The organism is Nostoc parmelioides FACHB-3921 (genome assembly GCF_014696625.1).
GTDB lineage: Bacteria > Cyanobacteriota > Cyanobacteriia > Cyanobacteriales > Nostocaceae > Trichormus > Trichormus parmelioides.
Genome location: NZ_JACJQL010000064.1, coordinates 1 through 24676, shown reverse-complemented (window position 1 = coordinate 24676; position 24676 = coordinate 1). Strand labels below are relative to the sequence as shown.

At 39.7% G+C, this 24676-nt stretch carries 29 protein-coding genes and 2 pseudogenes; 10 read left to right on the top strand and 21 right to left on the bottom strand.

Annotated elements, in window-relative coordinates:
• The first annotated feature begins 329 nt into the window (after positions 1 to 329).
• From H6G14_RS26625 to H6G14_RS26610, 4 genes are all read left to right on the top strand, one after another.
• Positions 330 to 845 carry a hypothetical protein gene (locus H6G14_RS26625; RefSeq protein ID WP_190571189.1) on the top strand — a complete coding sequence of 172 codons (516 nt, stop codon included), beginning with the start codon at positions 330 to 332 and terminating at the stop codon, positions 843 to 845.
• A gap of 1001 nt (positions 846 to 1846) precedes the next feature.
• Entirely contained in the window at positions 1847 to 2164 is a 318-nt protein-coding gene (locus tag H6G14_RS26620; RefSeq protein WP_190571187.1) for a hypothetical protein, read from the top strand.
• 276 nt (positions 2165 to 2440) lie between these two features.
• Positions 2441 to 2845 carry a hypothetical protein gene (locus tag H6G14_RS26615; RefSeq protein ID WP_190571185.1) on the top strand — a complete coding sequence of 135 codons (405 nt, stop codon included), beginning with the start codon at positions 2441 to 2443 and terminating at the stop codon, positions 2843 to 2845.
• Between the two features lie 27 nt (positions 2846 to 2872).
• Positions 2873 to 5248 (top strand): tetratricopeptide repeat protein, encoded by a 2376-nt coding sequence (locus H6G14_RS26610; protein WP_190571183.1) that lies wholly within the window; start codon positions 2873 to 2875, stop codon positions 5246 to 5248.
• Positions 5249 to 5410: 162 nt separating this feature from the next.
• Here the strand turns inward: H6G14_RS26610 and H6G14_RS26605 are convergent, their stop codons facing one another.
• The 3 genes and pseudogenes from H6G14_RS26605 to H6G14_RS26595 all read right to left on the bottom strand — a co-directional run.
• Positions 5411 to 7318 carry a hypothetical protein gene (locus H6G14_RS26605; protein WP_190571180.1) on the bottom strand — a complete coding sequence of 636 codons (1908 nt, stop codon included), beginning with the start codon at positions 7316 to 7318 and terminating at the stop codon, positions 5411 to 5413.
• 9 nt (positions 7319 to 7327) lie between these two features.
• Positions 7328 to 7759 carry a hypothetical protein gene (locus H6G14_RS26600; RefSeq protein ID WP_190571178.1) on the bottom strand — a complete coding sequence of 144 codons (432 nt, stop codon included), beginning with the start codon at positions 7757 to 7759 and terminating at the stop codon, positions 7328 to 7330.
• A 397-nt stretch (positions 7760 to 8156) separates the two neighbouring features.
• Positions 8157 to 8348 (bottom strand): annotated as a pseudogene (locus H6G14_RS26595) (transposase); the annotation flags it as partial.
• Positions 8349 to 8695: 347 nt separating this feature from the next.
• Between H6G14_RS26595 and H6G14_RS26590 the strand changes: the two are divergent.
• Positions 8696 to 8872 carry a hypothetical protein gene (locus H6G14_RS26590; RefSeq protein WP_190571173.1) on the top strand — a complete coding sequence of 59 codons (177 nt, stop codon included), beginning with the start codon at positions 8696 to 8698 and terminating at the stop codon, positions 8870 to 8872.
• Between the two features lie 154 nt (positions 8873 to 9026).
• On the opposite strand, the gene H6G14_RS26585 is transcribed toward H6G14_RS26590, so the two are convergent.
• Positions 9027 to 9335, bottom strand: coding sequence for an RNA recognition motif domain-containing protein (locus H6G14_RS26585; RefSeq protein WP_190571171.1), 309 nt, complete (start codon positions 9333 to 9335; stop codon positions 9027 to 9029).
• A gap of 191 nt (positions 9336 to 9526) precedes the next feature.
• Here H6G14_RS26585 and H6G14_RS26580 point away from each other — a divergent pair, with 191 nt between their 5' ends.
• Positions 9527 to 10168 (top strand): hypothetical protein, encoded by a 642-nt coding sequence (locus tag H6G14_RS26580; RefSeq protein WP_190571169.1) that lies wholly within the window; start codon positions 9527 to 9529, stop codon positions 10166 to 10168.
• Positions 10169 to 10255: 87 nt separating this feature from the next.
• Here H6G14_RS26580 and H6G14_RS26575 read toward each other — a convergent pair whose 3' ends face one another.
• Both H6G14_RS26575 and H6G14_RS26570 read right to left on the bottom strand, forming a co-directional pair.
• Complete coding sequence (locus H6G14_RS26575) at positions 10256 to 11017, bottom strand: ParB/RepB/Spo0J family partition protein (protein WP_190571167.1); 762 nt, start codon at positions 11015 to 11017, stop codon at positions 10256 to 10258.
• Positions 11014 to 11604, bottom strand: coding sequence for a ParA family protein (locus H6G14_RS26570; RefSeq protein WP_190571165.1), 591 nt, complete (start codon positions 11602 to 11604; stop codon positions 11014 to 11016). Before H6G14_RS26570 ends, H6G14_RS26575 begins: the two co-directional genes overlap by 4 nt.
• Positions 11605 to 11744: 140 nt before the next feature.
• On the opposite strand from H6G14_RS26570, the gene H6G14_RS26565 reads away from it, so the two are divergent.
• The 3 genes from H6G14_RS26565 (at position 11745) to H6G14_RS26555 (ending at position 12964) form a co-directional block, all read left to right on the top strand.
• Complete coding sequence (locus H6G14_RS26565) at positions 11745 to 11999, top strand: hypothetical protein (protein WP_242053717.1); 255 nt, start codon at positions 11745 to 11747, stop codon at positions 11997 to 11999.
• A 117-nt stretch (positions 12000 to 12116) separates the two neighbouring features.
• On the top strand, positions 12117 to 12449 hold the full coding sequence (locus H6G14_RS26560; protein ID WP_190571163.1) for a type II toxin-antitoxin system PrlF family antitoxin: 333 nt from the start codon (positions 12117 to 12119) through the stop codon (positions 12447 to 12449).
• Between the two features lie 2 nt (positions 12450 to 12451).
• Positions 12452 to 12964, top strand: a complete 513-nt coding sequence (locus tag H6G14_RS26555) for a type II toxin-antitoxin system YhaV family toxin (protein WP_199326299.1) — start codon at positions 12452 to 12454, stop codon at positions 12962 to 12964.
• Between the two features lie 58 nt (positions 12965 to 13022).
• Here H6G14_RS26555 and H6G14_RS33740 read toward each other — a convergent pair.
• Together H6G14_RS33740 and H6G14_RS26550 are read right to left on the bottom strand one after the other, a co-directional pair.
• Positions 13023 to 13124: pseudogene (locus H6G14_RS33740) on the bottom strand (site-specific integrase); the annotation flags it as partial.
• Between the two features lie 31 nt (positions 13125 to 13155).
• Entirely contained in the window at positions 13156 to 13737 is a 582-nt protein-coding gene (locus H6G14_RS26550) for a tyrosine-type recombinase/integrase (RefSeq protein WP_190571161.1), read from the bottom strand.
• 227 nt (positions 13738 to 13964) lie between these two features.
• Between H6G14_RS26550 and H6G14_RS26545 the strand changes: the two genes are divergently transcribed.
• On the top strand, positions 13965 to 14174 hold the full coding sequence (locus H6G14_RS26545; RefSeq protein WP_190571158.1) for a hypothetical protein: 210 nt from the start codon (positions 13965 to 13967) through the stop codon (positions 14172 to 14174).
• On the opposite strand, the gene H6G14_RS26540 is transcribed toward H6G14_RS26545, so the two are convergent.
• From H6G14_RS26540 to H6G14_RS26480, 13 genes are all read right to left on the bottom strand, one after another.
• Positions 14161 to 16125, bottom strand: coding sequence for an NACHT domain-containing protein (locus tag H6G14_RS26540; protein ID WP_190571156.1), 1965 nt, complete (start codon positions 16123 to 16125; stop codon positions 14161 to 14163). The two genes, H6G14_RS26545 and H6G14_RS26540, sit on opposite strands and share 14 nt — an antisense overlap.
• A 96-nt stretch (positions 16126 to 16221) precedes the next feature.
• The gene (locus H6G14_RS26535; RefSeq protein WP_190571155.1) at positions 16222 to 18195 is read right to left on the bottom strand and encodes a pentapeptide repeat-containing protein; all 1974 of its coding nucleotides are present in this window, start codon (positions 18193 to 18195) and stop codon (positions 16222 to 16224) included.
• 150 nt (positions 18196 to 18345) lie between these two features.
• Positions 18346 to 19017 carry a response regulator gene (locus H6G14_RS26530; protein ID WP_190571152.1) on the bottom strand — a complete coding sequence of 224 codons (672 nt, stop codon included), beginning with the start codon at positions 19015 to 19017 and terminating at the stop codon, positions 18346 to 18348.
• 225 nt (positions 19018 to 19242) lie between these two features.
• Complete coding sequence (locus H6G14_RS33735) at positions 19243 to 21036, bottom strand: ATP-binding protein (RefSeq protein WP_242053716.1); 1794 nt, start codon at positions 21034 to 21036, stop codon at positions 19243 to 19245.
• Between the two features lie 2 nt (positions 21037 to 21038).
• A complete protein-coding gene (locus H6G14_RS26520) occupies positions 21039 to 21605 on the bottom strand; it encodes a hypothetical protein (protein ID WP_190571150.1) in 567 nt (188 codons plus the stop codon).
• 56 nt (positions 21606 to 21661) lie between these two features.
• The gene (locus H6G14_RS26515; RefSeq protein WP_190571148.1) at positions 21662 to 22267 is read right to left on the bottom strand and encodes a hypothetical protein; all 606 of its coding nucleotides are present in this window, start codon (positions 22265 to 22267) and stop codon (positions 21662 to 21664) included.
• Positions 22267 to 22440 carry a hypothetical protein gene (locus H6G14_RS26510; protein WP_190571146.1) on the bottom strand — a complete coding sequence of 58 codons (174 nt, stop codon included), beginning with the start codon at positions 22438 to 22440 and terminating at the stop codon, positions 22267 to 22269. Before H6G14_RS26510 ends, H6G14_RS26515 begins: the two co-directional genes overlap by 1 nt.
• A gap of 76 nt (positions 22441 to 22516) precedes the next feature.
• Positions 22517 to 22723 carry a hypothetical protein gene (locus H6G14_RS26505; RefSeq protein ID WP_190571144.1) on the bottom strand — a complete coding sequence of 69 codons (207 nt, stop codon included), beginning with the start codon at positions 22721 to 22723 and terminating at the stop codon, positions 22517 to 22519.
• An 11-nt stretch (positions 22724 to 22734) separates the two neighbouring features.
• On the bottom strand, positions 22735 to 22926 hold the full coding sequence (locus H6G14_RS26500) for a hypothetical protein (RefSeq protein ID WP_190571142.1): 192 nt from the start codon (positions 22924 to 22926) through the stop codon (positions 22735 to 22737).
• Between the two features lie 13 nt (positions 22927 to 22939).
• Positions 22940 to 23206: a hypothetical protein gene (locus tag H6G14_RS26495; RefSeq protein ID WP_190571140.1), complete on the bottom strand. Its 267-nt coding sequence runs from the start codon at positions 23204 to 23206 to the stop codon at positions 22940 to 22942.
• Positions 23199 to 23357: a hypothetical protein gene (locus tag H6G14_RS26490; protein ID WP_190571138.1), complete on the bottom strand. Its 159-nt coding sequence runs from the start codon at positions 23355 to 23357 to the stop codon at positions 23199 to 23201. Before H6G14_RS26490 ends, H6G14_RS26495 begins: the two co-directional genes overlap by 8 nt.
• Positions 23354 to 23770, bottom strand: a complete 417-nt coding sequence (locus tag H6G14_RS26485) for a hypothetical protein (protein WP_190571136.1) — start codon at positions 23768 to 23770, stop codon at positions 23354 to 23356. The genes H6G14_RS26490 and H6G14_RS26485 overlap by 4 nt, the downstream gene beginning before the upstream one ends.
• Before the next feature lie 4 nt (positions 23771 to 23774).
• Positions 23775 to 24542 (bottom strand): acetate and sugar kinases/Hsc70/actin family protein, encoded by a 768-nt coding sequence (locus H6G14_RS26480; RefSeq protein WP_242053715.1) that lies wholly within the window; start codon positions 24540 to 24542, stop codon positions 23775 to 23777.
• Positions 24543 to 24676 lie beyond the last annotated feature (134 nt).

The following is a 24676-nucleotide window of genomic DNA, read 5'->3' as shown; positions in this document are numbered from 1 at the left end:
GGGTACACCATTATCTTAGTCAACCAGCGCGAAATTTGGCGGTCACAAAACCCCCTCTGCCGCTAAAAAGCCTGCTGTGTAGGGTTTTTAGCTCTCTGGGGCGCATTTAGGGATTTGTTTGATGCTTTGGCGTTATACACCACAATAGCACTCATTAATTGCACTATTAGGGGGAAATCTAACGCTAGTTACTTGACATTTTTTCGGCTAAAAACACCACATTTAGACACAATATTATCGCTATCATCGTTAAAGTAGACACATTTATACTCAACTCAAATATTGATTTGTTTTTATACTAAAAACATTTTTTATACTTAGGAGAAGATATGAGTCAACAACACAATTCCTATGTTGAGTTACCCAGAATAAAACGCAAGAGTAATTCATGGGAGGGGAAAGTGATTGATTATTTATTGAAGCATCCTTCTAATAGACCAGCGACAGAGTTTGCCATAGAAGCGATTACAGCTTTTTGGCTTGCTGAAGCGTTAGAGGGTCAAGTCAATCAGCCTGAATTACAGAAAGCTTGTTGGTCAGCAATTGAACGTCTAGAAGCGAAACTGGCAACTATTAGGCGTATTGCTCGAATTGAGCCTCAGTCAATAGTTGTGTCTGGTGGCGCTAATGCAGCGACTACTGTGACAAGCAATAGTCAGCCTCAAAGTGGTGCTGATGCAGTGACTACTGTAGCAAGCACTAGTCAGCCTCAAAGAACTGATGATGATGGCGATTCTGATGATGAAGATTTTGATGAGGATTTTGATGAGGATGACTTAGGATTGATGAAACTGGAACCTACAAAAGAACTCAAAATAGCTATGGATCTGTTGGGGTACGGTTAAATTCAAGAAAGAATTTTTGAAACATAATTGCAACACATCATGATTACGCATTGTCAATAAGCAGGGGTCTTATTGACAATAAAAAATACTCAAAAAAGTGGCTGTAATTGAGTCTGGATAAAAGTTACAGAAGATTTTTATCAAAAACAGTGGACGGCCAAAAGGACAAGAAACCACTGTTTTTGATGTTTTGGACGGCCGTTGACAGGTGGGCATTTGTCAGCAGAGCATGACAGGTGAGTAGGGTTGGCACTTATTGGACGGCCAAAGGGACAAGAAACCATTGTTTTTGATGTTTTGGACGGCCGAAAATATTAGTGTCGGTTTAGACTTATGAACTACGGTTAAACTACACTAAGCTTAGGGTATTGAAGGTTTTTAGTAGAGTTTTTGTGTTAAACAAGTTTTTATTTCAGTCAACGCTCAATATATAGGATGACTTCTGAACTCACAGAGGAAATTTTAGATTCACTTACTGAAGAAGTTAATCGATTGAGCGGTCTTTTTGAAGTACAGTTGCAACACAAAAGTATTATATATTCTCAATAAAAACTAAGTTATTGAGAATGAGCAAGTTTAAAAAAAATGGCTGCGTGCAGTTAGTGTATGTATTAGACACCAGTTTTTGGGTCAAAGCGACGTTCAAAATAGCAGACATTTTGTAGTGGAAAGTCAAAGTTACTTGACAGCCATAACACTCCAATGCGTGTATAAGCTGTGCAGAATAGCAGACATTTTGTACAGGAATCCCGTATTTAGGTGCAAAATGTCTGCTGTTTGTAACTGTGATTAATCAAACAATTTCACTACTTAAAACAAGTTTCAGCTTGTTTAGAGGCGGTTTTTCATGTGAGCCATTTCAGCAATACTCACAGTAGTTACTGGACTATCAATCACTAAAATTATTCCGAGGGATTCTCCGTTGACATCTCAACTACTACGGAACTGGTATATAAGTGGATATTAACGATATGTCAAAAAGAAGGGTGTTTGAATAAGCGATGTCAGCCAAAAGCGAAGTCACAATAAAATTTAGTGGTGAACTACCAACAGCCACACCAGTAGAGAATAAGAAAGTTGCAATCGAGTTGACTGATCAGAATGGCATAGTGTTTACCGCTCAAGTTAATGCAAAAAGTTGGCGGAAGGCAGAAACTAGCGCCTCGGAATTCGCAGACTGGGCTGGGGCTGTATCGGGCAAGCTTGGTCAACGAACAGAAAACGGCTTTGAGGTGGTTGATGCCGGAATCCAGATTTTTGAAAAGAAGGCGAAGGAGGTAAAGCCAGACGTGGGTGTTACTGTAGCGGAAGCCAGTTAATGGACGTGTCGCCAGCATTCATAAGTACATTTTTACCTATGCAATACCTCATTGCAGAGGTAGAAGTATTTTTAATTGCAGATTCAACGAAATCCTAACAACGTAAAATCAATAATTTTCGCCATTGATTCCACGAAGTAGCCCTATTGTGTAATCAAGCATGAATTATTAGCCTAAACAATCAGCTAACTCAAGATTTATTTCATTAATTGCGAAATCTAGAACAGAAACCATGTGGTAATAGTAAAATATGATGCCACGCTTCCGAGGTAGTATATGGAGCCACTCACTGCTGGTTTGATCGCCACTCTCGCTTTCACAAAAGCTTTTGAGAAAACGATTGAGAAATTCACAGAAGTAGCGCTCGTTAAGATGGATGAGTTACGGAAAAAGATTTGGGAGAAGTTGCGGGGGAATCCAAACGTTGAACAAGCCTTAACTGCTGTTGAAGGTGGCAACAAGGCAGAATTAGAAAAGGTAGCAGCCTATCTACAATACGCGATGTTTGAGGATAAGCAGTTTGCTGCTGAAGTACAAGCCCTTGCTCAAGAAATCAACGCAGGTAAGCTTCAAGACAACAGTCACATGACCCAGTACAACTCTGATAATGCTAGAGGTTGGCAAACTAAAGTTGAGGGTGGAACTGCTTACATTGGTGAGAATCATTTCCACGGTCAATAGTCTACCCCCTGAGTCCAGTAATTTATAATGGCTGACTTTGCTGAACAATTGGAATTGCTACTTACCGAGGTAGCTAAAAAGCTAAAAGATGAGCCGCAAGCAAATTCAAAGCAGCTTGTCGCTTATTTGAGAGCTTTTGTATCAGAGAATTCTCAACTTGCGAGTGCAGCAAGCCATATGATTCAGATCAATCAAGATAATGCTAAAAGCTTTCAAACTCTGGTAGAGGGTGGAACTGCACAAGTTGGGATTCACTATCACGTCGATAAAGATACACTCAAAGACGTACTAAATACTTTCATCCAAGAACAGAAGCCCACGCCTGTTGGCATCCCCCAAAATCTGCCCCTTATTAGCATTACAAAATTTGTTGGTCGGGAGAAAGAATTAGAAATCTTACATCAACAATTACAGACGAAAAACCAAGTTACTATCTGTGCGATCGCTGGTATGGGAGGTGTTGGGAAAACGGAATTAGCATTGCAATATGCCCATTACCATTGGCATCAAAACACTTATCTTGGAGGTATTTGTTGGTTGCAAGGGCGAGATATTAAGGTAGGGACTCAGATTGTGGCGTTTGCAAGAACACAGTTAGGCTTGCAGCCGCCAGATGTTCCCGACTTAAAGTATCAATTGTCTTACTGCTGGCTACACTGGCAAAAAGGAGACGTACTACTGGTACTTGATGATGTCAACGATTGGAAGGAGGTGAAGCCATATTTGCCACCCCAATCATCTCGATTTAAGGTGTTAATCACAACGAGGCTACAGATAGCAGAATTTACCCAGCCATTGACCCTTGACGTATTAGAAGAAAAAGCCGCACTTGATTTGTTAGAGCATTGGATCGGAAAAGAAAAAATTTTACAAGAGCTAGCGAATGTTAAAAAGCTCTGTCAAAGGTTAGGAAATTTACCCTTAGCACTGCAATTGGTTGGACGATACGTTAAGAAACAAAAGCTGTCTCTAGAAAAAATGCTAGAACGGCTAGAGCTAAAAGGTTTAAGACACAAATCCCTGGACAAAGATGATAATGACCCTACTTTTACGCTTAATATTGAATGGGGAGTTGCGGCTGCCTTTGAATTGAGTTGGGACAAGTTAACTAACGAAGCCAAGCAGTTAGGTTGTTTACTAAGTTTATTTGCTTTGGCTCCTATTCCTTGGTTACTTGTGGAAAGCGTGAATACGTGGCAAGATACCGAAGATTTGGGAGATGCCAGGGTAAACCTAGAAGATTTCCATTTTCTACAAGGGGATCAAACCTATCATCTACATCAACTTATTCGAGAATTTTTTCAAGAAAAATTGAAAAAGTTAAAATTAGTGCAGCCAGAACATGTAAATGAACTTCAGGATTCATTTTGTCAGGCAATGATAGCAGTTGTTAAACAATTTTCTGGGTCACCTACTCAGCATGATATTCAAGCGATAGCTTCTGCTATACCACATGTAGCAGAAATCGTGAAAAACAGAAAACTACTAATAAATAATGCTTTTTTAAATGATGATGATTTTTGTTTACTTTTTGTAGGTATAGGCAGATTTTATACAGCCCAAGGTTTATATAAAGAAGCAGCGTTGTGTTATCAAGATTATCTATCAAATGCAAGAGAACGCTTTGGAGAAGATAGTTTAGAGGTAGCTTCTAGTCTAAATAGTCTAGCTGATGTATATAAAGATTTAGGTCATTATGATGATGCAAAAATATATTATCAGCAAGCTTTAAATTTAACTATCAATCGCTTGGGAAATAATCATCTTGATGTAGCCTCAATTATGAATAATTTGGCATTGCTTTACTCTCAGCAGAATAAGGTTAATGATGAAGAAAGATACAATTTAAGTTTTTATAGACAAATAGATGAAACTTATTTAGAAGCTAGAAATCTTTTTCGTAAATCTTTAAAAATTAGAAAATTTCATTTAAGCGAAAATCATCCTATTGTAGCTCAAAGTCTAAACCATTTAGGTACTTTATATGCAGGACTCGCAAACTACTCTTGGCGATATTATAGTTACACAAAAAAAGCTGAACGACTTTTACAGAAAGCTTTTGATATTAGAAGAAATACTTTAAATACAGAACATCCTGATATTGCAGAAAGCTTAAACAATCTTGCCTATCTTTATACACAAATGTATCGATACAGTGAAGCAGAAAGTTTATTTTTTCGAGCATTGGCACTAAACCAACGTTTGTTAGGAGAAACACATCCAGTTGTTGCTCATGGATTATGGAATTTAGGTGAACTTTACGTAGCTCAATACGAATACAATAGAGCTAGACACTTATTCCAACAATCTTTAGAAATACTTCAAAACTGTCTAGGTAATAACCATCCTTTTGTAATTTATGCTTTTCAACGCATTGAAGATTTACGTTATAGAATGGAATAATACGAATCTATAGCTTTGTATTAATATATCATTCAAAATACTAATTTATAGTCTTAGTTTAAACATCTGCCTATATAAATACTAAATTAGTAGAGATGTTATTAACATCTCTACTAAAATTATTGGAGTAACTTAGAAAGTATTGAAGATTCGCTTCACTTACTAAGATACTGTTTCTTGTAACCTTCTTCTCAAGTCATTTTCCAATCTATGTAGCTTCCAGCTATGCCATGAGTTTGCCCTATTTGCGTAAGAAGATAAAAATCTTAGACGGTCTTTTGCTTTTCCTGGTTGCTTATTATTATCATTAAGCAACTTAACTCCTATAAGATATGCAAATCGTCCATATAACCAAGGGATATCTTTACCTTTTACATCTTCTTCAAATAAGCCAGCACGCATTGTATAGGCTTCCCAATTCAGCAACAACTTATCATGGCTACATCCTAATTGCTCTGGTTTATTTGTTTCACAACTTCTGAGGTAGTTATCGGCCAAGTTATATGATTCTCTCAGTGCCTTACGCTGTAAATAATTCATGCGGAAATCAATCCACTTTCCTTTCATCTTGAATTCTTCTTGATTATTACTCTGCATAATTGAAGCTACAGCATGACCTAGTTTTATAGCCTCGGAGGCTTCTCTAGGGCGATGAGAAGAGTATTGAATAGCATTTTTTAGGTCTTCTTCAGCTACATACAACTCTCCATTCCAAGCATCAACAACAGCTAAAGCTGCTTGTAAAATAGAAGATTCTTTAGGAACTTTTTGGTAATTTTTGAAGTGTTCTGCTGCTAATTTATGTGCCTTATTTGCAACGGAAAAGGCAGATTTTTCAATTTCTCTATTCAACTCATCATGTTTTTGACTTAAGAATATGTCTATATCTCCTTTATTTCCTATCTCATTTCGGTCTAAAGCTGTAAGCATTTCTCTGGTTTTTTCAATGGATTCCGCAACATTTTTATGCTGTATACCTTGTAGCACAGCATTATAGGGAGCATCCCATGGGTTATTTTCTGACTCAAAAGTTTCAAGACTACGCTCTAACCACTGGTATTTTAATAGCTCCATGCTCTTAGTTTCGGACATTATCCCCAGAAAATCTCTTGGTCTAGAGTAATTTATAAGCTTTTTTGGCTGTAGGTTAGACATCCAGCTTTGCTGTTGCAAGTGTTTGCAAGATTCTACTTCTGAGCAAGCTGTGGCAACAAGGCCCATTGTTGCAGTTATAGATGCAGCTTGATTTACAAGAGGTAATACCTTTCGATATTCATCGGGACGAGCTTTAACATCTTGAATTAACTGTTCATAAGGAATTTCACCAAGCTTTTGGTCTTTTGATGTTGCTTCAACGGGATGACCATAAGGTGAAAGAAATGTTACCTGTGGCTTATATTCCAAATCTACTAAGCCAGATACTGCATCAGGGTTTGGATTAAAGGATAAAGTTATTTGTGGCCAGCTTAAAGGAGGAAGCGCCCAATTTTTTAACAGCCTATTATAGGGAGAATTTCTATCTTTAAGTAACTGGCTAGCCACATAGTTTGGTTGCTTGGATTCAGAGTCTTTTGGTTGCAACTTTTCATTTCCCCAGACCATCGAAGCAAACTCACTATCTGCACGTAAAAATACTTGTCCGATTTCTGTATTCTTTAAATCCTCATCTGTATAAAGAATCCCATCATTGCCAGCAAGCTGGTCTTGAGATACCTGAAAACTCCGCTTTTTAGTTTGCTGCACTAAATGAATTGCTTCTCGCAGTATGTTCGGACTAACTGTAATAGGAATTTTTTTATCTTTAATATTGGCATAAAGCGTTCTATCTTTATAAGACAAATCTGCTGGCTTAAGTACAAGACTGCTTGCAATATTAGATTCTAGTCCACCAATACCTCTTGCAAACATCGAATTTAAAGCAGAAGCAAAAAAGCTTCCTGAAACAAACGGGGGAATAGAAAGGGATTTTTTTGGAATAAATACCGTTGCAAAAATTAGCGCTATAAGAAAAATAGCTGTCAAACGCTGACGTAGGGAATACATATTTAACTCCTTTTTAATTGGCACCATTTTTTACTATTACCAACGTCTTGCCCAGTATTTTTCTCCCATTAAGAACACACCAATTACAATGCCAATAGGTGTAATTGGGTTAGAATAATCAATAAGTAATGGATCGATCCCAAGTATAATTTTTACAAAAATACCTAAATGCAAACATATAACTAATATCCATAAACTGGAAGTATGGAATACAGTTCTTAATGGTTGCCGCTCACCTATATAGATAGCCAACGCACCCTCTCCCAAAGCAATAGTCAGAGGCATTAAATAAGAACCTAATGAATCTTCGTTCACTGTGTTCCATATTTTATATATTCCAAATGAGTTCAGCAAAGCTTGCTCTAATAAAATCTCGTTAATTGCAATTACTAGAGTAGCAATCGTAGAAATAAGAAGTATTTTTAACAAAAACGGCAATCTCAAGCGATGTAAATTCATGCTTTTCATGTTTTCACCTTTAACGTTCTAAGGTTGTTCAACGCTTTCTAAAACTAGCCAAAGTTAAGCTAGACCGAAAACTCCATCATTACCATAAGCTTTCGACACCAAAGCATATTTTTTGCTTCTATCGCTACATAACATATATGCAAAAAATAGGCTAGCAAAATATGATTCCCTAATTTTTTGTATAAACCAGGGCTAGTCAATCACTTTTTCAGTAGTGTATTACTGAAGTCCAATAAGCCGGACTAAATTTTGCTGTCTTTATATTGTATATGTATGGTTAGGATAATACTTTAAAAAAAATCCGTGTGAATACTGATAAAGGACAGTTTTTGTATCTGGCACATATAAAAATTTCTGATTTTCCACTCTCCAATTAGTCCGCAAACCTACAAAAGCATTAGAGCCTGTTTGTAAATGATTGTGAAGTAATTGAATAAGACTTTGCCAGTCGTTTCTGTATTAAACGAATCATGACTGTGTAAATTATAGATTCGCTCATTTTTGGTAAAAGTTCATAATCCTTGCTAAGGCGATGGTATTGATTCCACCATGCAAATGTACGTTCGACAATCCAACCTTTAGGCAATACTTAAAATCCAGGCTAAGTAAGACAAATTCACTACCCTATTGCTGCAAAATTAATTTTCATTTGTAGCGACTGTCTGACTTCGCTCTCTTTACATTTCTTTAGAGACAGCCTCTTATCGACAAATTATTTAAAACAATATCTTTTAAGATAGAAAATTATAAATAACGTTTAATGTGAATTAAGGCTTGAAATCCTTGTAATTTCGTATTTGGTTCCAAAACAATCGTTTTGGCCGAATCTCAAAATCCTTATGGAATAAAAGTCGTTTCTAATTCACATCAGGCGTAAATAAGCTTACGGTACATCATTTCACTTTGGTTAGAACGTATAATGTCTACTGTTGACAGATGCGACAGCGCAACAAAGGTGCGACACTTTGGCGACCAGAAGCATTGATATACGCAGGCTGTAACCATCAAACTAAGAAATTAAGTCAAGACGTTTCTTACTTTCGACTTTTTGAAAGCATTTTTCTATCTGCTCAAGGGTGGCGATCGCTCTCGCACTTAAAAACCCAGTCATAAAGGCTGGGCTTTCGTTGGGGTTATATTCCCCCAGGGCAAGTTATATGCGTTATTTATAAGTAGCTTTTCTGAAGTTGACTACAAAAGCTAGAGTACCAATTCCAGAAAACAGTAGATAAAAAACTGTCAATCACCCTGTCCCATTCATTTAAACTTAGTAGCGTCCGCGTCCACCGCCGCCGCCATATCCCCCCCGTCCGCCACCAGACGAACCTCTGTCTTCTTTGGGCTTGGCTTTGTTAACTTTGAGGTCACGACCCATCCATTCAGCACCATCAAGACCTTCAATGGCAGCATCTTCTTCTGCATCTGTTCCCATTTCTACGAAAGCGAAACCTCTCGGACGACCTGTTTCGCGGTCTTGTGGTACTTGAACCCGCTTTACAGTACCATATTCAGCAAAAACACCCTTAAGATCGTTTTCTGTAACTTCATAAGAGAGGTTACCTACATAAATTGACATCGATTTTCTCCAAATTTATTAGTGTGTATAGGATTGAGAAATCATCCCTTCTTTATTTTTTCTTATTCATGTCTGTTCTTTTAAAATGTATAAAAGATTCAAGATCAGTAATTTGATTCACATTTTGTAGCCGTGGCTAAGATTTAGCTCTAGTAGCAGCAGATAAAATTCAAATTTGGGGTATATAGTAAATGCTATACGCGGGGTCTGGCTGCCATATACTTTCAGACACTGGAGTTTCCTACCAATTAGCTGACAGCCGATTAAAAGCAATTATTCGAGAATGGCTCTCTCTAAGAACGGTCAGTTTAAAACAAGTTACCAACCGTAATGGGGGATTAACGCCAGGAGAGCTAAAACACAAGTTTGGTAGTGACACCGGACTGTACTGTTTTAGTGGCACGATGCTTGGTTGTGTTTTAGAATTTGGTGGTTTAGTCAAGCAAATCAATGGGTTAATACCATACCTGAAAACCAACCTCAAGCTTGACAAGAGTACGTCTTTAAAAAAGTATTATGAGTACATAGATTTGGATAGTGAAGAAGAGGAAGTAGATTCTAGTAAACGGTGTAGTGCAGCTAAATATTACACTACTTCGTTTCCCTGTCATGTGTTTAAAGAACATTTTGGGGATGGCAGTAATACTTACTCTGAAATGGTCGATGATTGGGAGAGATTTACGAATATTGGTGTAAAAATTAGCGAAGTCGGAGTTAGAAAAGTTTATTGTCATATCCCCGATCATTTTGTGGAGAATTTACCCAGCTTTATTCAACCGTGGATGCCAGTACCCGTTAACATAGTTTCTCCATCAGCCATCTATTTTGGCTAACCTGTTTCCAGATGAATTTGTTGTTACTGATTTAGTTCATTTAATAATTACCTTAAAAGTACGACAGATGTCGTACTTTTCTCAGGGTTAGTATTTTGCTTTGAGTTCAGGTTTATCTTTTGATTGCTCGTTATTCAAAACATTCTCAATCAAGTTCATGATTTCTGGCAAACGCTCGGCTAAAGCTTTCTCTTGGGGTGTTTTTGGCTCAATCTTCTGCCACTGTTTCAGCTTAGTTGACGCTTGCTTTAAAAGTACGACAGATGTCGTACTTTTTTCAGGATCAGTATTTTGGTTAGCTTCAAGATACCTTTGTACGGTACGAAGATTTTTACCCACTACAACTGCTAGGGCAGGCATTAAAGGCTTTTGTCCTTTCTTGGGTCTTCCCTTTACGTCAATAAATCCAGCAGTGCGGAGACGGTCGGATAAAGCTCTCACTTCATTTGGTGTATAGTCCCTACGTTGCTCGTTCTCTGCTATCTCTACCTGTAATGCCAAATCTGGGTCAGACTCCGCATCAAAAGGCAACATCCTGATAGGAATACGATTGTCTGGGAACTGATAAAGATACTTGTCTACCTGCTGTTCCTTTAACAATCGAATTGCGGCTAACCGATGCCCTCCAGCTAGTAACCTAAATTGATTGTCTATTACCAATGGCTCTATCAGTCCCAAAACAGCAATTGACTCTGCCAAAGATTCAACGTGCTTTGGATTTAAAGGTCGGGTATCCTGCTCACGGTCTTTAATCTGTTCCAGTGAAACTGTAGAGTCTTGAAGCTTTAGTGTTTGAGATTGCCCTTGTCGTTTTTGAGCGACTTCCAGAATTTTATCGAAATTGGTCATGAGATAATTTCCTTGCCCACTGCCTCATAATCGCTCCAGGCATCGGAAGCACGAGCATCTTTTACCATATAAACTGGAACTCCAAAATTTTCAGCTTTCAGGTAAACTGCCATTCTTCTGATCCAAGTTTTAAACAAGGGTAAGCCAAATTTTTCAAGGCTTTCTTTGGCTTTGTGTCCGTCACGGCTGGGGGAAGGAGGAACACAAGTCAGTAGAACTTTAAAACGTCCTGGTGGTAATTCATTTAGTTCTCCCACAGTTTCAATCAACGCTTCTAAAGCGAAAGTGCTGGGATGGGTGGGAATTATCAGTAAATCACTAGATTTGGCTAATGCCTTCAACTCATCACTAGCAGGGCGGGCGGGAGTATCAATAACAAGATGTTCAAAATCATCAGCTTGCTCTATTTCGCTATGATCGTAAACATTGAAAGGACTTTTACCACGCTCAAACCAATGTAATACAGAGCGATTAAGATCACCATCAGCTAGTACAGTTTTACCTTTGGTAGCAAGGTAGGCGGCGAGATGAATCGCTGTGGTAGATTTTCCTACACCCCCTTTAAACGATGCGATAGTAATAATCATTGCAGTCTCATTCAGTTATGATGGCGGATTGTACCTTACAAAAGGCATTTTTCAACTCGGTAAATTTTAATTCCTCAAGTTTATGCGCTAGAAGTGTTAAAAAAGACTTCAGAATGAACCTTATCTTAAGCTGACAGGATATGGATGAAGTCGTCAAAAAAGTCGCGGCTGTGGGATTACCTATTATCATCTTGGTGGTAACAATGGCAACTACAGGTTTTACAGGTGTTGCTGCTATCACCGCAGCTTTAGCCTTCCTGTGTGGGCCAGCAGGGATGCTGGGGGGAATTGCTGTTTTGGGATTCACAGCTTTAATTACAGATCCTTTGGCGAAAGTAATTACATCCGTTGGCGATTACAGTATTGAAAGCGGCTCATCAATTCCAAGCGCGTAAGTTTCTGTTCGATTGCTCATTTACCCCCCCTTAAAGTTAATTGATTTCCATCTTGACAAGACAATGCAATCGCATTACCTTAAGGATGGAGTTGAATCAACAGATTTAAAAGTGACAATGGCTATAAAACCAGTCCTATGTTCAGAATCTACTCTTACCGATCGTTATCAAACTACTGTTCCGGAACCTATTCGTAAGGCTCTTGGTTTGAATAAGCGTGATAAAATCTGCTACACCATTCAACCTGATGGTCAGGTAGTGATTTCTCGTGCTGAACAAACAGAAAATGACCCAATTATTGAGCAGTTTCTCCGTTTTATCGCCGAAGATATTCAGAAAAATCCTCAACATTTAAAAGCAATCAATTCTGATTTAGTCAGTCGTATTCAGTCCTTAGTTGCTGATGTTGATTTTCATATTGATGAACCACTTTTAGATGAGGATGAGTAGGTTTGTCTGAAATTAGTTCTTCTACAAATCAGCCATTAGTGATTAATGGATGGAATATATTTGCCCATTCTCTATTTCTTAATCAGCTTGAGGAACTTTTTATCCAGGTTGAATCTTTGCGTCAGAAATATCCTCAAGATTATAAAAAGAAAAATGCTACAAAGCGTCTAGCAGCTATAGTAAAATTAGCATTTGATGTTATCCCTCAAGACCCAACCCGTAGCGAATACCGTCAAGGAAATACGCTGGGTGATGATTATAAACACTGGTTTAGGGCTAAATTCTTTCAGCAATATCGTCTATTTTTTAGATATCACCAAGAGAGTAAAATTATTGTTTTCGCTTGGGTTAATGATGAAAATTCTAAGCGGGCATATAACAGTAATACAGATGCTTATCGAGTTTTTCAGAAGATGTTAGATAGTGGACATCCTCCCAATGACTGGGATGATTTACTCAGAGAGGCAAAGGAGGAAATTAATCGCTTAGAGAATGTAATTAATCCGGAAATTTAACGGACTAACAATACAATAGAGGAAAATAATGAGTATTTCAATTGAGCGTGTTTTAAATCGATATCTCCTGAATGTGGCGCAACGGTATCCCCGCATCGCTCATCCTGGTTAACGCCGTCCTCCTGAAGCTGTGAGTACTAACCCCCTCAATGCCCAACCGCACAAAGGTATTCGACGCGATTATCAGTTCATTACTCATCAATTGTGTTCCACTTAATCCCAGAAAAGCGTTTGGAATTTACTTTGGTATATTTTTCGGTGTGGCGGATGTCCCGATGCCCCAAAAACTCTTGGATAAACCTTGTACTATGACCTTCATTGACAAGGTAGTAACCGCAAGCATGGCGTAACTGGTGCGGATGGATTTTAATATTTAATTCTGCGACTTCCCCCAACCTAGTCAGCAATCTTTGTACCGCCGCCGATGTTAACCTCTCTCCCCGTTCCCCAATAAAAACATAATTGCCACCAATTTCTAATTCTTTTAATTCTTTCAATGCCTCTATCTCATCCACAGGCAACGGATGAACCCCGCTATCACTCCCTTTTTTACGGGTGATAAAAATCTCTTCATCTAAAAACGAAATCGCATCCCATCGCAAATCGCAAGCCTCCGACACCCGCAGCCCGTGGCGAAATATTAACAGTACCAGGGCATAGTTCCTCACCTTGTACCGTCCATAAACTTTTGCAGCTCGTAGTATGCTGTTTACCTCCCGTACTGTAAGATATTCCCGTGACCTGTAATCCTTATTCTTACGACGTACCAGCATTTTGACTATTCACAACTGTTCGTATTATACGGTTAAATACCAACAGTTCTCATCGTCCCAAACCCTGATTATCTCGTGAATAACCACCCCGAAAATTACCTCAGTTAAGTCACGCTTATCATTCGCACCCATCAAAACCGACTTTTCACACCCATTCATAAGTTTGGCAAATATCTATACTTTCTCTATATAAGGCTTGGGGGTTACTCCTTGTAGTGGCGACTTGATTGCTGATTTTTAGCACTAACTTTGGGTTAGCTGCTCCCGAAGCAATCGCTTACTCTGGTGGGGCATTGATATCAGAGTTGATATCAGAGTTGGCACAAGTCAGGCGATGGCGTAACCGCCTGCCAAGAGTGCGATCTCCCTCGTTTCCACAAGGAATTGACTATGATTTCCCCTGCGTAAGTTGGTTGTATCTTCCTAATCCCGCCTGAACTCCATTTGCGCGAAGTGGTCTTGCAGTAGTTTGTGGATGAAGCGGTAGCGTCCACCAACACGTTGGAGGAATAATCGCTCGGTGGAGTAGTCGAGGAAGCGGGCGTAGTTCCAAGGGATGTAGCCGTTGCGGTAGAGGATGAGGCGGAGGGTGAAGTGTTGAATACAAGCAAAACCGCCGAACATAATTCCAAAAGGTACTCCTATACTCAAATATCCTCCAATCGTAACAATTAAAAAGAGGACTGCATCAAGTAGATTTGTAAAAGGATAAATACCAAGCAGAAGAAATACAATTGTTAGACCAGTACTGCCCATTAATCCAATAAGTAGAGTTATAGTAACAGCATTTATAGCAGAACTCTTAATACCTTGATTTGGACTTTTTTTATTTATTTCTACTGTTTTAGTTTCCTTTCCAAAAAAAGCAATAATAAATCCGACAGAAAGCGCCCAATATACTCCGAAAATGCTTACAAATATCCAAAAAAATAACAAATTTATCAAAATATTTATCAGATTTTTTTGAACATAAATATCTTCTCTAATAACGATTGACTCTGAAACTAAAATAGACAAAAAACCGCAAAATAAAAATCCAATTAATAAGGCATAAAATATTTCAAAAAAACCAAACAATGGAGTTACACTTCTCGCAAAAAATAATCCACTAATTAGAGACAAAAGTAATTTATATTTTTTTTTGAGAATAGTATTTTCTAACCAATAAGGCTGTATTTCTTCAATTAAAAACTCAGTTTTAGATTCTTGCTGCATTTGTTGAGCTAACCAAGTAAGCCACATTCGGGTTTGTCTGGCATGAGGAGGTTTGATTTTTAAATATGCTCTACTGTTCAAAGTTCGTGTCAACATCCGCCCTACATAAGCATCTAACAAGTATTGAAGACGGTTTTCTGTAGAGTTCAAACGCTGCCATTCTTCAACAGATATTTCTTGAGACGCTAAAACAGTAATGCTGAGTAGTAAGGGAGTTTTAACTAACTCTAGTAAATCTATGTCGCTACTTATGGTTGACCACAGTTCTATATAATTTATAGACGTTAGATAATCACAAATTTGATTGTTAGTTAAAGGCTGTAAGTAGATAGCACCGTTAAGTTGTAATTGAGTAGAGTAGTTATTATATTCTTCATTCCGACTACAAACAACTAGATAAAGCGGTCTATTCTCGCCAGCTATAAACTGATTAATTACTTGGACACAAAGTTCTTGGCGTTGTGGTTCAAGTTCATCTAAACCATCAAGCAGTGGCAGGAATTGTTGGTTATTTACCAACTCTTGACCAAGCTTTTTTGGAACACCATACTTGGATTTGAGTTCTGCCACCAACCAATCAGCTATAGATTGTCGGTCATCTTTCCAAGAAGATAAGTTGAATAAAACAGGAACGGGATAATCAGGCTGTTCTTCTGCACGGCTAACTAAAAGTTGAGCCAGTTCTAATTGTGTCGTGGTCTTACCTGCCCCTGGCGCACCTAAAATTAACAGTTTACCTGCATTTTCTTGGAAGTCAAAAATTTCCAAAATTGTTGTGGTATCTGAGAGAGGTTCAGCAGGCTTTAAGCCAATTTTTATCTCTGCATCCCAAGGGCGTTTTACCTGCTGCGATTGTGATTCCTTACCTAAATTAATCAGCACGGCATTGTGCAAAGATTGCCTTAACCGTGCTGTAACTTCTTCTTTGACTGCTGCTAATAGTATCCGTTCATTCTTTGGTCGAGCAGGGTTGCCTACTGGTGTTGTTGTCTGCTGGCCAAAGAAAAAATTCAAGGTATTACCTAACCAGTTATTGTTTCCCTGATTTTGGATATTACCTGTACCTATTGCAGCCTGCTGTCCAGCACCGAACGTTGAATTATTAGACTCCTGTCTTATCCCAGGTTCAGGGGAAGATGCTTGATTATCATCAGGAGACTTCGGCTGATTCATAGTAAAAATTTGATAGTAATAAATAAAATATTTTTCACACCAAACGCAGCAAAGACTCTTCTAAACTCGTTTGGTGTTTTCTATTGAGGTTAATATTTACTTGGAGTTATTTTTGAAATCCTCGAAGGCTCCAATTACAAAACTTGCTGCGGGATGACTAAGAAGTTGTTCTAGAGCAGCCGTACTACCTGCCTCTAAAGCACTAATTATTTTCTTCATTAAAGTTGGGTTATTTTCGACGTGTTTCTTGGCTTCTATTGCAAATACCATTTTTTCAGAGTTGGTATTGGTAGGATAAGACTGGCTTAATTGCTCTAGCAATGCCTGAATTTCTGTTGCGGCTTCTGCAAGGTTTTGTTTTTGTTCTGATGAAGAATAAGTGGTTGATGTTTGCACGTTATTATTACCCTGGGAAGCTTGCATCCCACCATACACATTACCACCACTTACATTTTGAGAAATTCCACCAGGATTATTAGTCATTGTATTTACCTTTTCTATTTGGGTGTTTGAATAAAAACTAGGACGCTCAAGTGCCGTCATTACCATATTCTCTAATCTGCGGATTTGATTATCTTTTTCTGCTAAAAGTAATTTTATTTCTCGCTCTGGCAAGCCTTTTATCTCGTTATAAGTAGCAACATATTCTGCACTTAGTTGGGACTTATCTGCCGTAGCTGCGGTCTTAGCACGAAGCAACAACTTATCTTCACCTCGCACTTCCATACCGACAATTCGCAGGTCAGCTTCCGGGTGATTCTCTGCTAATTGCTTAAAGGAAATTGCGATCGCTCTGGGGTCAACACCTTGGTTGTGGTAGAGGTCTAGGGTGTCGAAAATTGGTTTAATGAAATCGCCAAACTCCCCATCTGCAAACACTTCTTTGTTGTTATCTGGCTTGCGGAGGGGGTCAGGGTTCTCTTTGGTGGGCAGTCGCATATAAACGTATTCACACCGCACCCCATCAAATTTTGTGTCAGTGGTAATGCCCCAATCTTGAATGTATGCCCCGGTGAGAGTAGCCCCTGTTAAATCAGTTCCATTAAGTTGTGTCTGTACTAATTTCGCCCTGGATAAATCTGCATCTTGTAAGTTGGCCCCGCTCAAATCTGTACCAATAAAACTGGCATCTTTCAAATCAGCTTTTTGGAAATTTACCTCTCGTAAATATTGATGGTCAAACTTTTTCCCTTTTCCCAATCTAGTAACTAGGACTTCACAAAGCTTTATGTTTTGAAGGTAAGTTTTTCCTGGGCGAATATAGTAGAGCATCTTAGCATGAAAAAAATCTGTTTGCGTTAGTGTAGCATCTCGAAAATCTGTAGCTTTAAGTTTAGCTCTTATAAATTTAGCATCTGTTAAATTAGCGAAGCGGAAGCTTGTACCTCCTGTAGTAGCAAAGGCAATAGCAAATGAGTATATCCGATCTTGTACCAAATTATTTTTTTTGTTTATTAGCCAAGTATGCCATCCTATGTAAGTATTAATTATTGGAATTTGCATGATTACTATAATTATTTCTACTACACAAAGAAAAGCAATGACCGCGACAATAACTCCAACAAAGACATCAAGAGCTGGATTGGTAATATTAAAGGACTGTAGTATTTTAACAATGCCTAATGGCGCAGCAATAATAAAAATAATTCCTAAAATTAGAATTACAATTTGACGAGTTGTTATAATAAAAAAGGGAATTATTATAAGTATAGCAAGCCAATTAAAAGCTGTATTTTCCAAGAAGTCAATTCTAAAGTTTAGTGCTACTAATTGTCCAACTAAACTATAGCTAAATCCTGACAACCAAAAGAGTAAGAAAGAAACAATTATTACGAAAATTACCCAATACTTTTTTTGTCCAGCTGTTGCATCACTAAAGTCGGCTCCTATCAAGATAGCGTTTATAAATTTTGCTCCTCGGATATCTGCCTTGCTAAAGTGTGCATTCTTTAGATTCGCCCCTGTAAAATCTGTACTACGAATATCTGCATAACTAAAATTTGCCCCCTCAAGGTTTTGACCTTTGAAGGAGCGCCCACGAAGATTTTGACCAGAAAAGTCCTGTGGCATGGTTGGGTGGAGCATCCAATTTTGTTTTTGGATACATATATACCACGAGAAATTCCGTAATTACAACGCTTTAAAGCGATTCTCTTTTGTTACAGCCAGTTTTTATGCTTCAATCCCCGACTTAATGCCTTCCCTCTCCCCACCAATACATCATTCATTCACAATCAAGTTATAGTCAATGTAACCAAGCATCGCCCCTCTTTTAATAGCCTCATAACGGTTCTTGACGTGCCATTTACTGTACAAGTCACTGGCATAGCATTTGACTGTACTAACAGAGAGAAACATTTCTTTGGCAATCTGTTCAAAAACTAAACCCTGAGCCAGTAAACGCAGGACTTGTATTTGTCGCTCGGTAGGCGGATCTATCAAGTTTTTATCAACGAAGTTGGGGTCAATATATGTATTTTGATAAAGCCTTTCTAACAGTTTTTTAGCCAGCTTTGGGTCAAGTAGACATTCATCAAAGTAAGCTCTCTTGATGGCTAGTTCAATCAATTCTACATCAGCACTCTTGAGCATATAAGAATCAGCCCCATGACGGAAAGCCGAGTTAATAAAGTCTGAATGAGTCTCATTAGTAAAAATCACCACTTTACTATTAGTATTTCTTTTAATTGAACGAGTAAGTTCTAAACCACTCATGTCGGGTAATAGTAAATCGACTAACACAACATCAGGATTTACTTGTTCAATTAACTGAAAACCTATCTTGCCACAACTAGCTGACCCTGTAACTTCTATATCAGGAGATTGTGCAATAGCACCTTTGATGCCTAAGAGCGTGAATGTTTCTGGTTCAACAATTACTATTCTCAGCATGATGTTGATAATATTCAAATAATAAATGGCTATTTATTCAGGTATTTATTATTGGTGTCTAGCGGACACGTACTAGACACTTGGTGTCTGGGCGGTGTCTGGTGTGGTGTCTGCTGGTGTCTGAGCTATATAAGGGTTTGGGGGTTTAGTGTCTAGTGGTGTCTGGTGTCCTATGTCCGCTAAAAAAGGGGTATTTTAAGGGCAGACACCAGACACAGAGAGCAGTCAAATTTGATTAAGCTTGATAACACCCTCGCCTATCCAGTCTGCTAAAGATGCGCCGACAATTTCATACATCCAGCCCTTGATTTGCTCAACAGTGAATCTCTCACCGTTCACTTTAAAATTGCCTTTGAACTCTCTTACATCAGCTTCTATTCGCTCAGTTCTGGTGAGATATTCATACAACTTTTGCGCCATAGGTGATAGTTTATTTTTTTCGTCTGGGGTATCACCACTCTTGCCACCGATATTAAATTCCAGTTCATAAATGCGTTCTAAAGTGGCTTTATCTATGGGTGAAATTGAGTTAGATGCTGGTGTTACTGTGTCACTAAAATCAGAGATTTTGGCTGTCATTTTGGGCAGAATAACATCAAGCCACTCGTTAGAACTGTCGAGTTTTACCTTGGCTAGACCTGTAGATTTTGGCTGTAGTGTAACTGGGTCAACTTCAGCCAAACATTCAACTTGGAGCATTTTAGAAACGAGATTATGTAAGCCCTTAATCCCAAATAAACAAGTCTGGGTATTGTTGTGAGCAACCACAGTTAAAGGCATCTCCTGTTTGCGACTTTTAGTAAGTGCTAACTTGCCGAATTTCTCCAATAATTCCGCATCTTTTATAAAGTCAGCGTAGGTGGTTGCTTCCTCACAAATTAGGGCAGTTGCTTTACCCTCTGCCCAAAGTTTTTGTCGCCATTGCTCCTCACTCATAGAAGAATCATTGAAAGTTTTTAACCTTGATTCCAATTCTTTAACGTAATTGCGGATCTGCTGTTCTATCTCGTCCCATCCGTGATAACTTTCAATCCCTCGCCATTCAGAAGAGTTGCTGTCGGGGTCAAGGACAACAACTCGATAGCCTGCCTGTTTTTTCTTTTTAACGACATAACGGGCTAACCAAGATTTTCCGCCGCCCTGGTTACCCCAGATGAGGGCAGTTTGTTTGATGAGGTTTTGAACCCATGCGATTTTATCAGCGTCACCGTTGGCGATAACTGGCTGCTGTGAAAGTTCGGTTACAGTCCCTGGCGTGCCGTGCGGTAATTGCCCGGCGGGTGTTGTCGGAGGCTCAAACTTATCGAAGCTGGCCCCACCGTCTAACAGATGCCCAAACTCGTGATAGTCCTCTGCCGACATCGCCGTAAGTAGGGCTGTTACTTGCTGTGGGGTGATGGTGGCGATAAACTGCTGTCTAGCTTCAGCGATTTTGATACCACGCAAGCATTTCAGTAATTCGTTGCCAGACATGGATAGGATCTGTTCACCCAATTTGACAGAGTAGTTAGCCTTGACCCCCTCAAATTGTTTAGTAGCGCGGTAGTGGGGTCTAATATCACTTAAATAATCCCTTGCCTTACCGGTGGCCCACAGTGCTATTCCCCCGAATACCATTGCACCGATGCCCAGGTGAATTTTCAAGGGGTTGTCAGCCGGCAGTGAGCGAAACACGTACAGACTATCGTGCTGGAGAAATGCCCAAGGGTTATAGTTCGGGTTACTTGTGCGGTACTGGTTAGCCTTCAGGTAAGGATCTGGGATTTGCGATCGCTGCTCATACCGACAATACTTGTTACCCAACAATAAACGCTCTGTCTCACCGTCGGCCTGGATTGGCGCATCATATACCCTTGCAGACTCAGGGTAAAAGCACAATTCTTTCTTTGCAATGCCGTCGCCAACGTGGGCAGCAATGGCACAAGTCACCGCGCCTAATACCGATGCCATCATGAGGAGATTTAGACGCGATGGTAAATTGTACGAACGTTGATTTAGGTCAGATGGTTTGGTATCCATAGTCATCTCTTACGGCAATATAAAGCGAAAATCATGGCTATTACTGCGGTAAAGCTGAGAATCAAGGGGAAATGGTCTTGCTGCGGTTGTTGGATGCCCTCATACTGCTTTACCTGTTGGGTAACACCCGAAAAACTGTTACGGGCTATAGAGTTCATCTGTTGGGCATCGGCGGTTAACTTCCACGAACTAGCAGCCAGCATTAAGGTACGAGTCACCCCAAGGCCAAACTTTTGACGGTTGGTAATTGAGGGAATGAAACTGTTTTCAAAACGCAAGTAGCACAAAGCCCCAGCCACAGAAAGCCCAACGGGTAAGCCTGCCACAACTGCCGGGAACAGTCCCACACATCCGGCAAGGTAGAGAGATTGAGTTGACGCAACTTGAAAGCCTGCCAACACTGCACCCTGACCAATGCCCCGAAGTACAGTTACACCGCCGTCAGTTTCAGTGATCTGCTCTTGAACCAGTTCGCTGTCGTACTGTTCACCCTCAATATGCTGTGTACGCTCGTCTACAATCTCTGCATCAAAATAAATTGGTGTAGGGTTCTGGTTTTTGGTTAACATAAGGAACACTCAAAATAGTTTTACCCCTGACACAAACAGCGCCAGGGGTCTTACTGCTAGTCAATCAACCGTCTAAAGAACCCTTTCACCCCTCGCAGTGCGTTAGAGCCGTGGGAGTGGATATCGCGCAGGGTTTCTTTGGCTTTGTCTGCTGGTGTTAGTTCCTCTTTCTTAGCGTGAACCTTCTGCCAGAGTTGAGTTTTCGCCTTAGTCGCGTCAATGTCAATCCCTCGCAGTTCGGCGCGGTGAGATTCGTTAAGTAGATTGAGTGTACGCCCATGCCGAAACTGTTCTTGTCCCAATTGATTGTCACTGCTAATAACTTTTTGTTGCAGTTGATAACCTAGTTTTGCGTCACTGTTTCTGACTTTCGCCCAGCTATCAGTCATTCGGTTGACGCTCTGCCCTGCATTGGTTAAAAACTGTGCTTCCTCTGACATCAATGTTTCGGTTGACTGTAACCCTTGGGTAAGGTTGGTAAATACAGCCTTTGCATTGTCTGCCCGTTGTTGTTGCTTGATGCGGAAGTCTGCCACAGTTGCCGCCGCCGTTGGATCTCCGTCCAGAGCATTGAATATAGTTTCTTGGGTGATACCAGACACAGAAGCGATCGCCGCGTAAGTGACAGGTGCATCCAGCTTGAGTTTTACTGTCCGGTTCATTATTCTTCTTCCTCCTCATCAACAGCCAAAGGGTTAACTGTGCTGATGAAATGCACTTTGGCGGTGCTATTAGATGCGGCGGCTAATGCGTCTTCTGGTTTTTCGTAGGGTGTAACCTTGTTTACTCCCTCGTCTGCGTTCTCTGCCTCACAGAGATAATATTTGCTGTCCATCTTGCTAAGATCCTTTTGTTGTACTTGTGCAACTTGAGGGCGATTGCTCGGTGTCCAGTCAAGCAATCGCTCTCCCCTAACTAGAAAATGCTTCAAGCTTTGCTACATCAATAGTTGTTCTCTCCTCAACTTCCCACTGCAAGTAAGTCAATGCTGTTGTTGCATCTCCTAACGTCAAGTCAGGACTATAGTTGAGTGCAATTTGCTTGTAATCGGGATGGTTGCGAATCTGTAGAATTGTTTGCTGTGCCTCTTGAATTAGGCTAGTTAATGATTGGCTCATAATTATGCCTATTAGTTAACAGATTTGTTAGTGCGTTTACGTGGTACTGGTTTTTGTTTTAAGTGGGCTATTGCTCCTATGCTGAACATTCCTGTGCCTATCATTGCTGTGGTCGTTGCACCAAATTTTTGAGTAGAAAGATAACCAAAACCAACACAGCTAAGTAGAAATAAAGTAGCTCCTATTGCTTGTCTAATTCTCACAATTCTTGCTCCTTCAAAACAGTGCTAATTGCAGTGATTCTTGACTGATGAAAGAACTCTTTGTAGTTGCACCTTCCACCTCATAACAACGATTAGTTAAACCTTTGTGATTCAGTTTCAAATCCGCTTTCTTCCGTTGTCCTGCTAGTGGTCGAAAAATAAATTGTGGTGCTTGGATTGTTCCGGTTTTGTAGAGGTAACGATACAGTGTTCTGTCTATTTGATAGACTTTTTTACTGCTCAAGATAGTGCTGTCATAGACTCTATTTAAGTTATTCATGACTGCCTCTTAAAGACTTAACAAGGGTGTCGCCGTAGTTAACCAACAGGATGGTAAATAACTGCGAGTAAGTGCTGATTCCTGTCTGTGTGATGATTTCTTCTGCCTTGGGTAAATACTTCTGATCCAAAACAATGCGCTTTTGACTCATAACTTTAGACTCCTCATCAATGCCTGTCCTTTTGGCTTCTCAATTGGTTGTATTTGTTCAATTGGTGCAATTTCTATCTGATTTTGTGGCTGTTGGTTTACAGAATTTGTTAGAGGTGTTTGAAAACTACTTACATTGCCTGCCAAGTATTCAGAAATTAATAAATTCGTAGCAGAGGCTATATTTATCCCTCTTTCTGAACCATATTGTGACAACCAGTCATGATGGCGTTTATCTAGTCTCACTCTCGTTTCTTTTGTCTCAATCTGTGACAAAGAAGATATTTTCAAGTCCCATTTATGTCTGATTGCATCCAACAGCAGATTTACGGTATCACTCAACTTTAAATATTCGAGTGACTGTCTGATTCCCTCAACTTTCGCCGCCACAGAGGGCGCTAAACGTACTTGCATTTCATCACATAGCTAACAATGCTTGAATATTTGATAACTGTGGATTCACGGGAATATAAAACCCTGGTTTGGCGCTTAATTTTTGGCGTACCAAATTTGCACATCCACCAATCAGCATAATGTTGGTGACATCGGCTAAGTAATCATTAGCGGCTGTTGTAATGCCGTCCATCAGCCCGTTAAACCAGTTTTCTAACAGCCCAGGAAAGACGGAACTAAAATCATATTTCCGCCCATAAGTTAAGGAACCGTCAGCGATGGCATCCATCATCTTGGCGACCTTAAAGGCAACGTTATCGCGCTTGGCGTGACTCTGCATTAGGTCGGAGTTGATGATGTCGTTAGCCAAGGAGACTCCGCCAACTTTGGGGATTGAACGACGGGTGAGAACTTCACCACCGTTTGTCATAACAACGTAGTTTGTGGTTCCTCCGCCGATATCAATGGCGAGTGTATCGCCTTCTGGTTCCAGCTTGCCTGTTTTGTAGCCGTTGACCACAGCCACATCTGTTTCTAGATAAAATTCAACGTTTTTGATGCGGTGTTTGTAGCTCCTGCCGTTGACCGTCACTTGATGATCTGCAATCAAGGTTTGACGGATGGTGTCTTCATCCCATTGATTTCGTTCTGGGACTAAGAATCTGACAGTACCCTCAAAGTCTGAGCGCAAGCCTGCCAGAGTGAAGGGTTTGACAAATTCTGGTAGTTGCTTTCCTCTCTCTGCTGCTGTCTGGGGGTTCTTCTGCTTGGTTGCTCGTTCTCCCAGAACCAATACCTTGTCGTCTAGTTTGACGCTGGGTGTGACTTGAATGAAAAAATGAGCTTTTAGCTCACATTATGCTTCACGAAGCAGATATCCATTTTATACTTCGCAAAAATAGTGAAAGTAGAAAATTTATTTTTCCA

What these genes read in the sequence shown, in the direction of transcription:
- H6G14_RS26625 (WP_190571189.1), top strand. Translation starts at nt 330, where the DNA reads ATGAGTCAACAACACAATTCCTATGTTGAGTTACCCAGAATAAAACGC.
- H6G14_RS26620 (WP_190571187.1), top strand. Translation starts at nt 1,847, where the DNA reads ATGTCAGCCAAAAGCGAAGTCACAATAAAATTTAGTGGTGAACTACCA.
- H6G14_RS26615 (WP_190571185.1), top strand. Translation starts at nt 2,441, where the DNA reads ATGGAGCCACTCACTGCTGGTTTGATCGCCACTCTCGCTTTCACAAAA.
- H6G14_RS26610 (WP_190571183.1), top strand. Translation starts at nt 2,873, where the DNA reads ATGGCTGACTTTGCTGAACAATTGGAATTGCTACTTACCGAGGTAGCT.
- H6G14_RS26605 (WP_190571180.1), bottom strand. Translation starts at nt 7,318, where the DNA reads ATGGTGCCAATTAAAAAGGAGTTAAATATGTATTCCCTACGTCAGCGT.
- H6G14_RS26600 (WP_190571178.1), bottom strand. Translation starts at nt 7,759, where the DNA reads ATGAAAAGCATGAATTTACATCGCTTGAGATTGCCGTTTTTGTTAAAA.
- H6G14_RS26590 (WP_190571173.1), top strand. Translation starts at nt 8,696, where the DNA reads ATGCGACAGCGCAACAAAGGTGCGACACTTTGGCGACCAGAAGCATTG.
- H6G14_RS26585 (WP_190571171.1), bottom strand. Translation starts at nt 9,335, where the DNA reads ATGTCAATTTATGTAGGTAACCTCTCTTATGAAGTTACAGAAAACGAT.
- H6G14_RS26580 (WP_190571169.1), top strand. Translation starts at nt 9,527, where the DNA reads ATGCTATACGCGGGGTCTGGCTGCCATATACTTTCAGACACTGGAGTT.
- H6G14_RS26575 (WP_190571167.1), bottom strand. Translation starts at nt 11,017, where the DNA reads ATGACCAATTTCGATAAAATTCTGGAAGTCGCTCAAAAACGACAAGGG.
- H6G14_RS26570 (WP_190571165.1), bottom strand. Translation starts at nt 11,604, where the DNA reads ATGATTATTACTATCGCATCGTTTAAAGGGGGTGTAGGAAAATCTACC.
- H6G14_RS26565 (WP_242053717.1), top strand. Translation starts at nt 11,745, where the DNA reads ATGGATGAAGTCGTCAAAAAAGTCGCGGCTGTGGGATTACCTATTATC.
- H6G14_RS26560 (WP_190571163.1), top strand. Translation starts at nt 12,117, where the DNA reads ATGGCTATAAAACCAGTCCTATGTTCAGAATCTACTCTTACCGATCGT.
- H6G14_RS26550 (WP_190571161.1), bottom strand. Translation starts at nt 13,737, where the DNA reads ATGCTGGTACGTCGTAAGAATAAGGATTACAGGTCACGGGAATATCTT.
- H6G14_RS26540 (WP_190571156.1), bottom strand. Translation starts at nt 16,125, where the DNA reads ATGAATCAGCCGAAGTCTCCTGATGATAATCAAGCATCTTCCCCTGAA.
- H6G14_RS26535 (WP_190571155.1), bottom strand. Translation starts at nt 18,195, where the DNA reads ATGCCACAGGACTTTTCTGGTCAAAATCTTCGTGGGCGCTCCTTCAAA.
- H6G14_RS26530 (WP_190571152.1), bottom strand. Translation starts at nt 19,017, where the DNA reads ATGCTGAGAATAGTAATTGTTGAACCAGAAACATTCACGCTCTTAGGC.
- H6G14_RS33735 (WP_242053716.1), bottom strand. Translation starts at nt 21,036, where the DNA reads ATGGATACCAAACCATCTGACCTAAATCAACGTTCGTACAATTTACCA.
- H6G14_RS26520 (WP_190571150.1), bottom strand. Translation starts at nt 21,605, where the DNA reads ATGTTAACCAAAAACCAGAACCCTACACCAATTTATTTTGATGCAGAG.
- H6G14_RS26515 (WP_190571148.1), bottom strand. Translation starts at nt 22,267, where the DNA reads ATGAACCGGACAGTAAAACTCAAGCTGGATGCACCTGTCACTTACGCG.
- H6G14_RS26510 (WP_190571146.1), bottom strand. Translation starts at nt 22,440, where the DNA reads ATGGACAGCAAATATTATCTCTGTGAGGCAGAGAACGCAGACGAGGGA.
- H6G14_RS26505 (WP_190571144.1), bottom strand. Translation starts at nt 22,723, where the DNA reads ATGAGCCAATCATTAACTAGCCTAATTCAAGAGGCACAGCAAACAATT.
- H6G14_RS26495 (WP_190571140.1), bottom strand. Translation starts at nt 23,206, where the DNA reads ATGAATAACTTAAATAGAGTCTATGACAGCACTATCTTGAGCAGTAAA.
- H6G14_RS26490 (WP_190571138.1), bottom strand. Translation starts at nt 23,357, where the DNA reads ATGAGTCAAAAGCGCATTGTTTTGGATCAGAAGTATTTACCCAAGGCA.
- H6G14_RS26485 (WP_190571136.1), bottom strand. Translation starts at nt 23,770, where the DNA reads ATGCAAGTACGTTTAGCGCCCTCTGTGGCGGCGAAAGTTGAGGGAATC.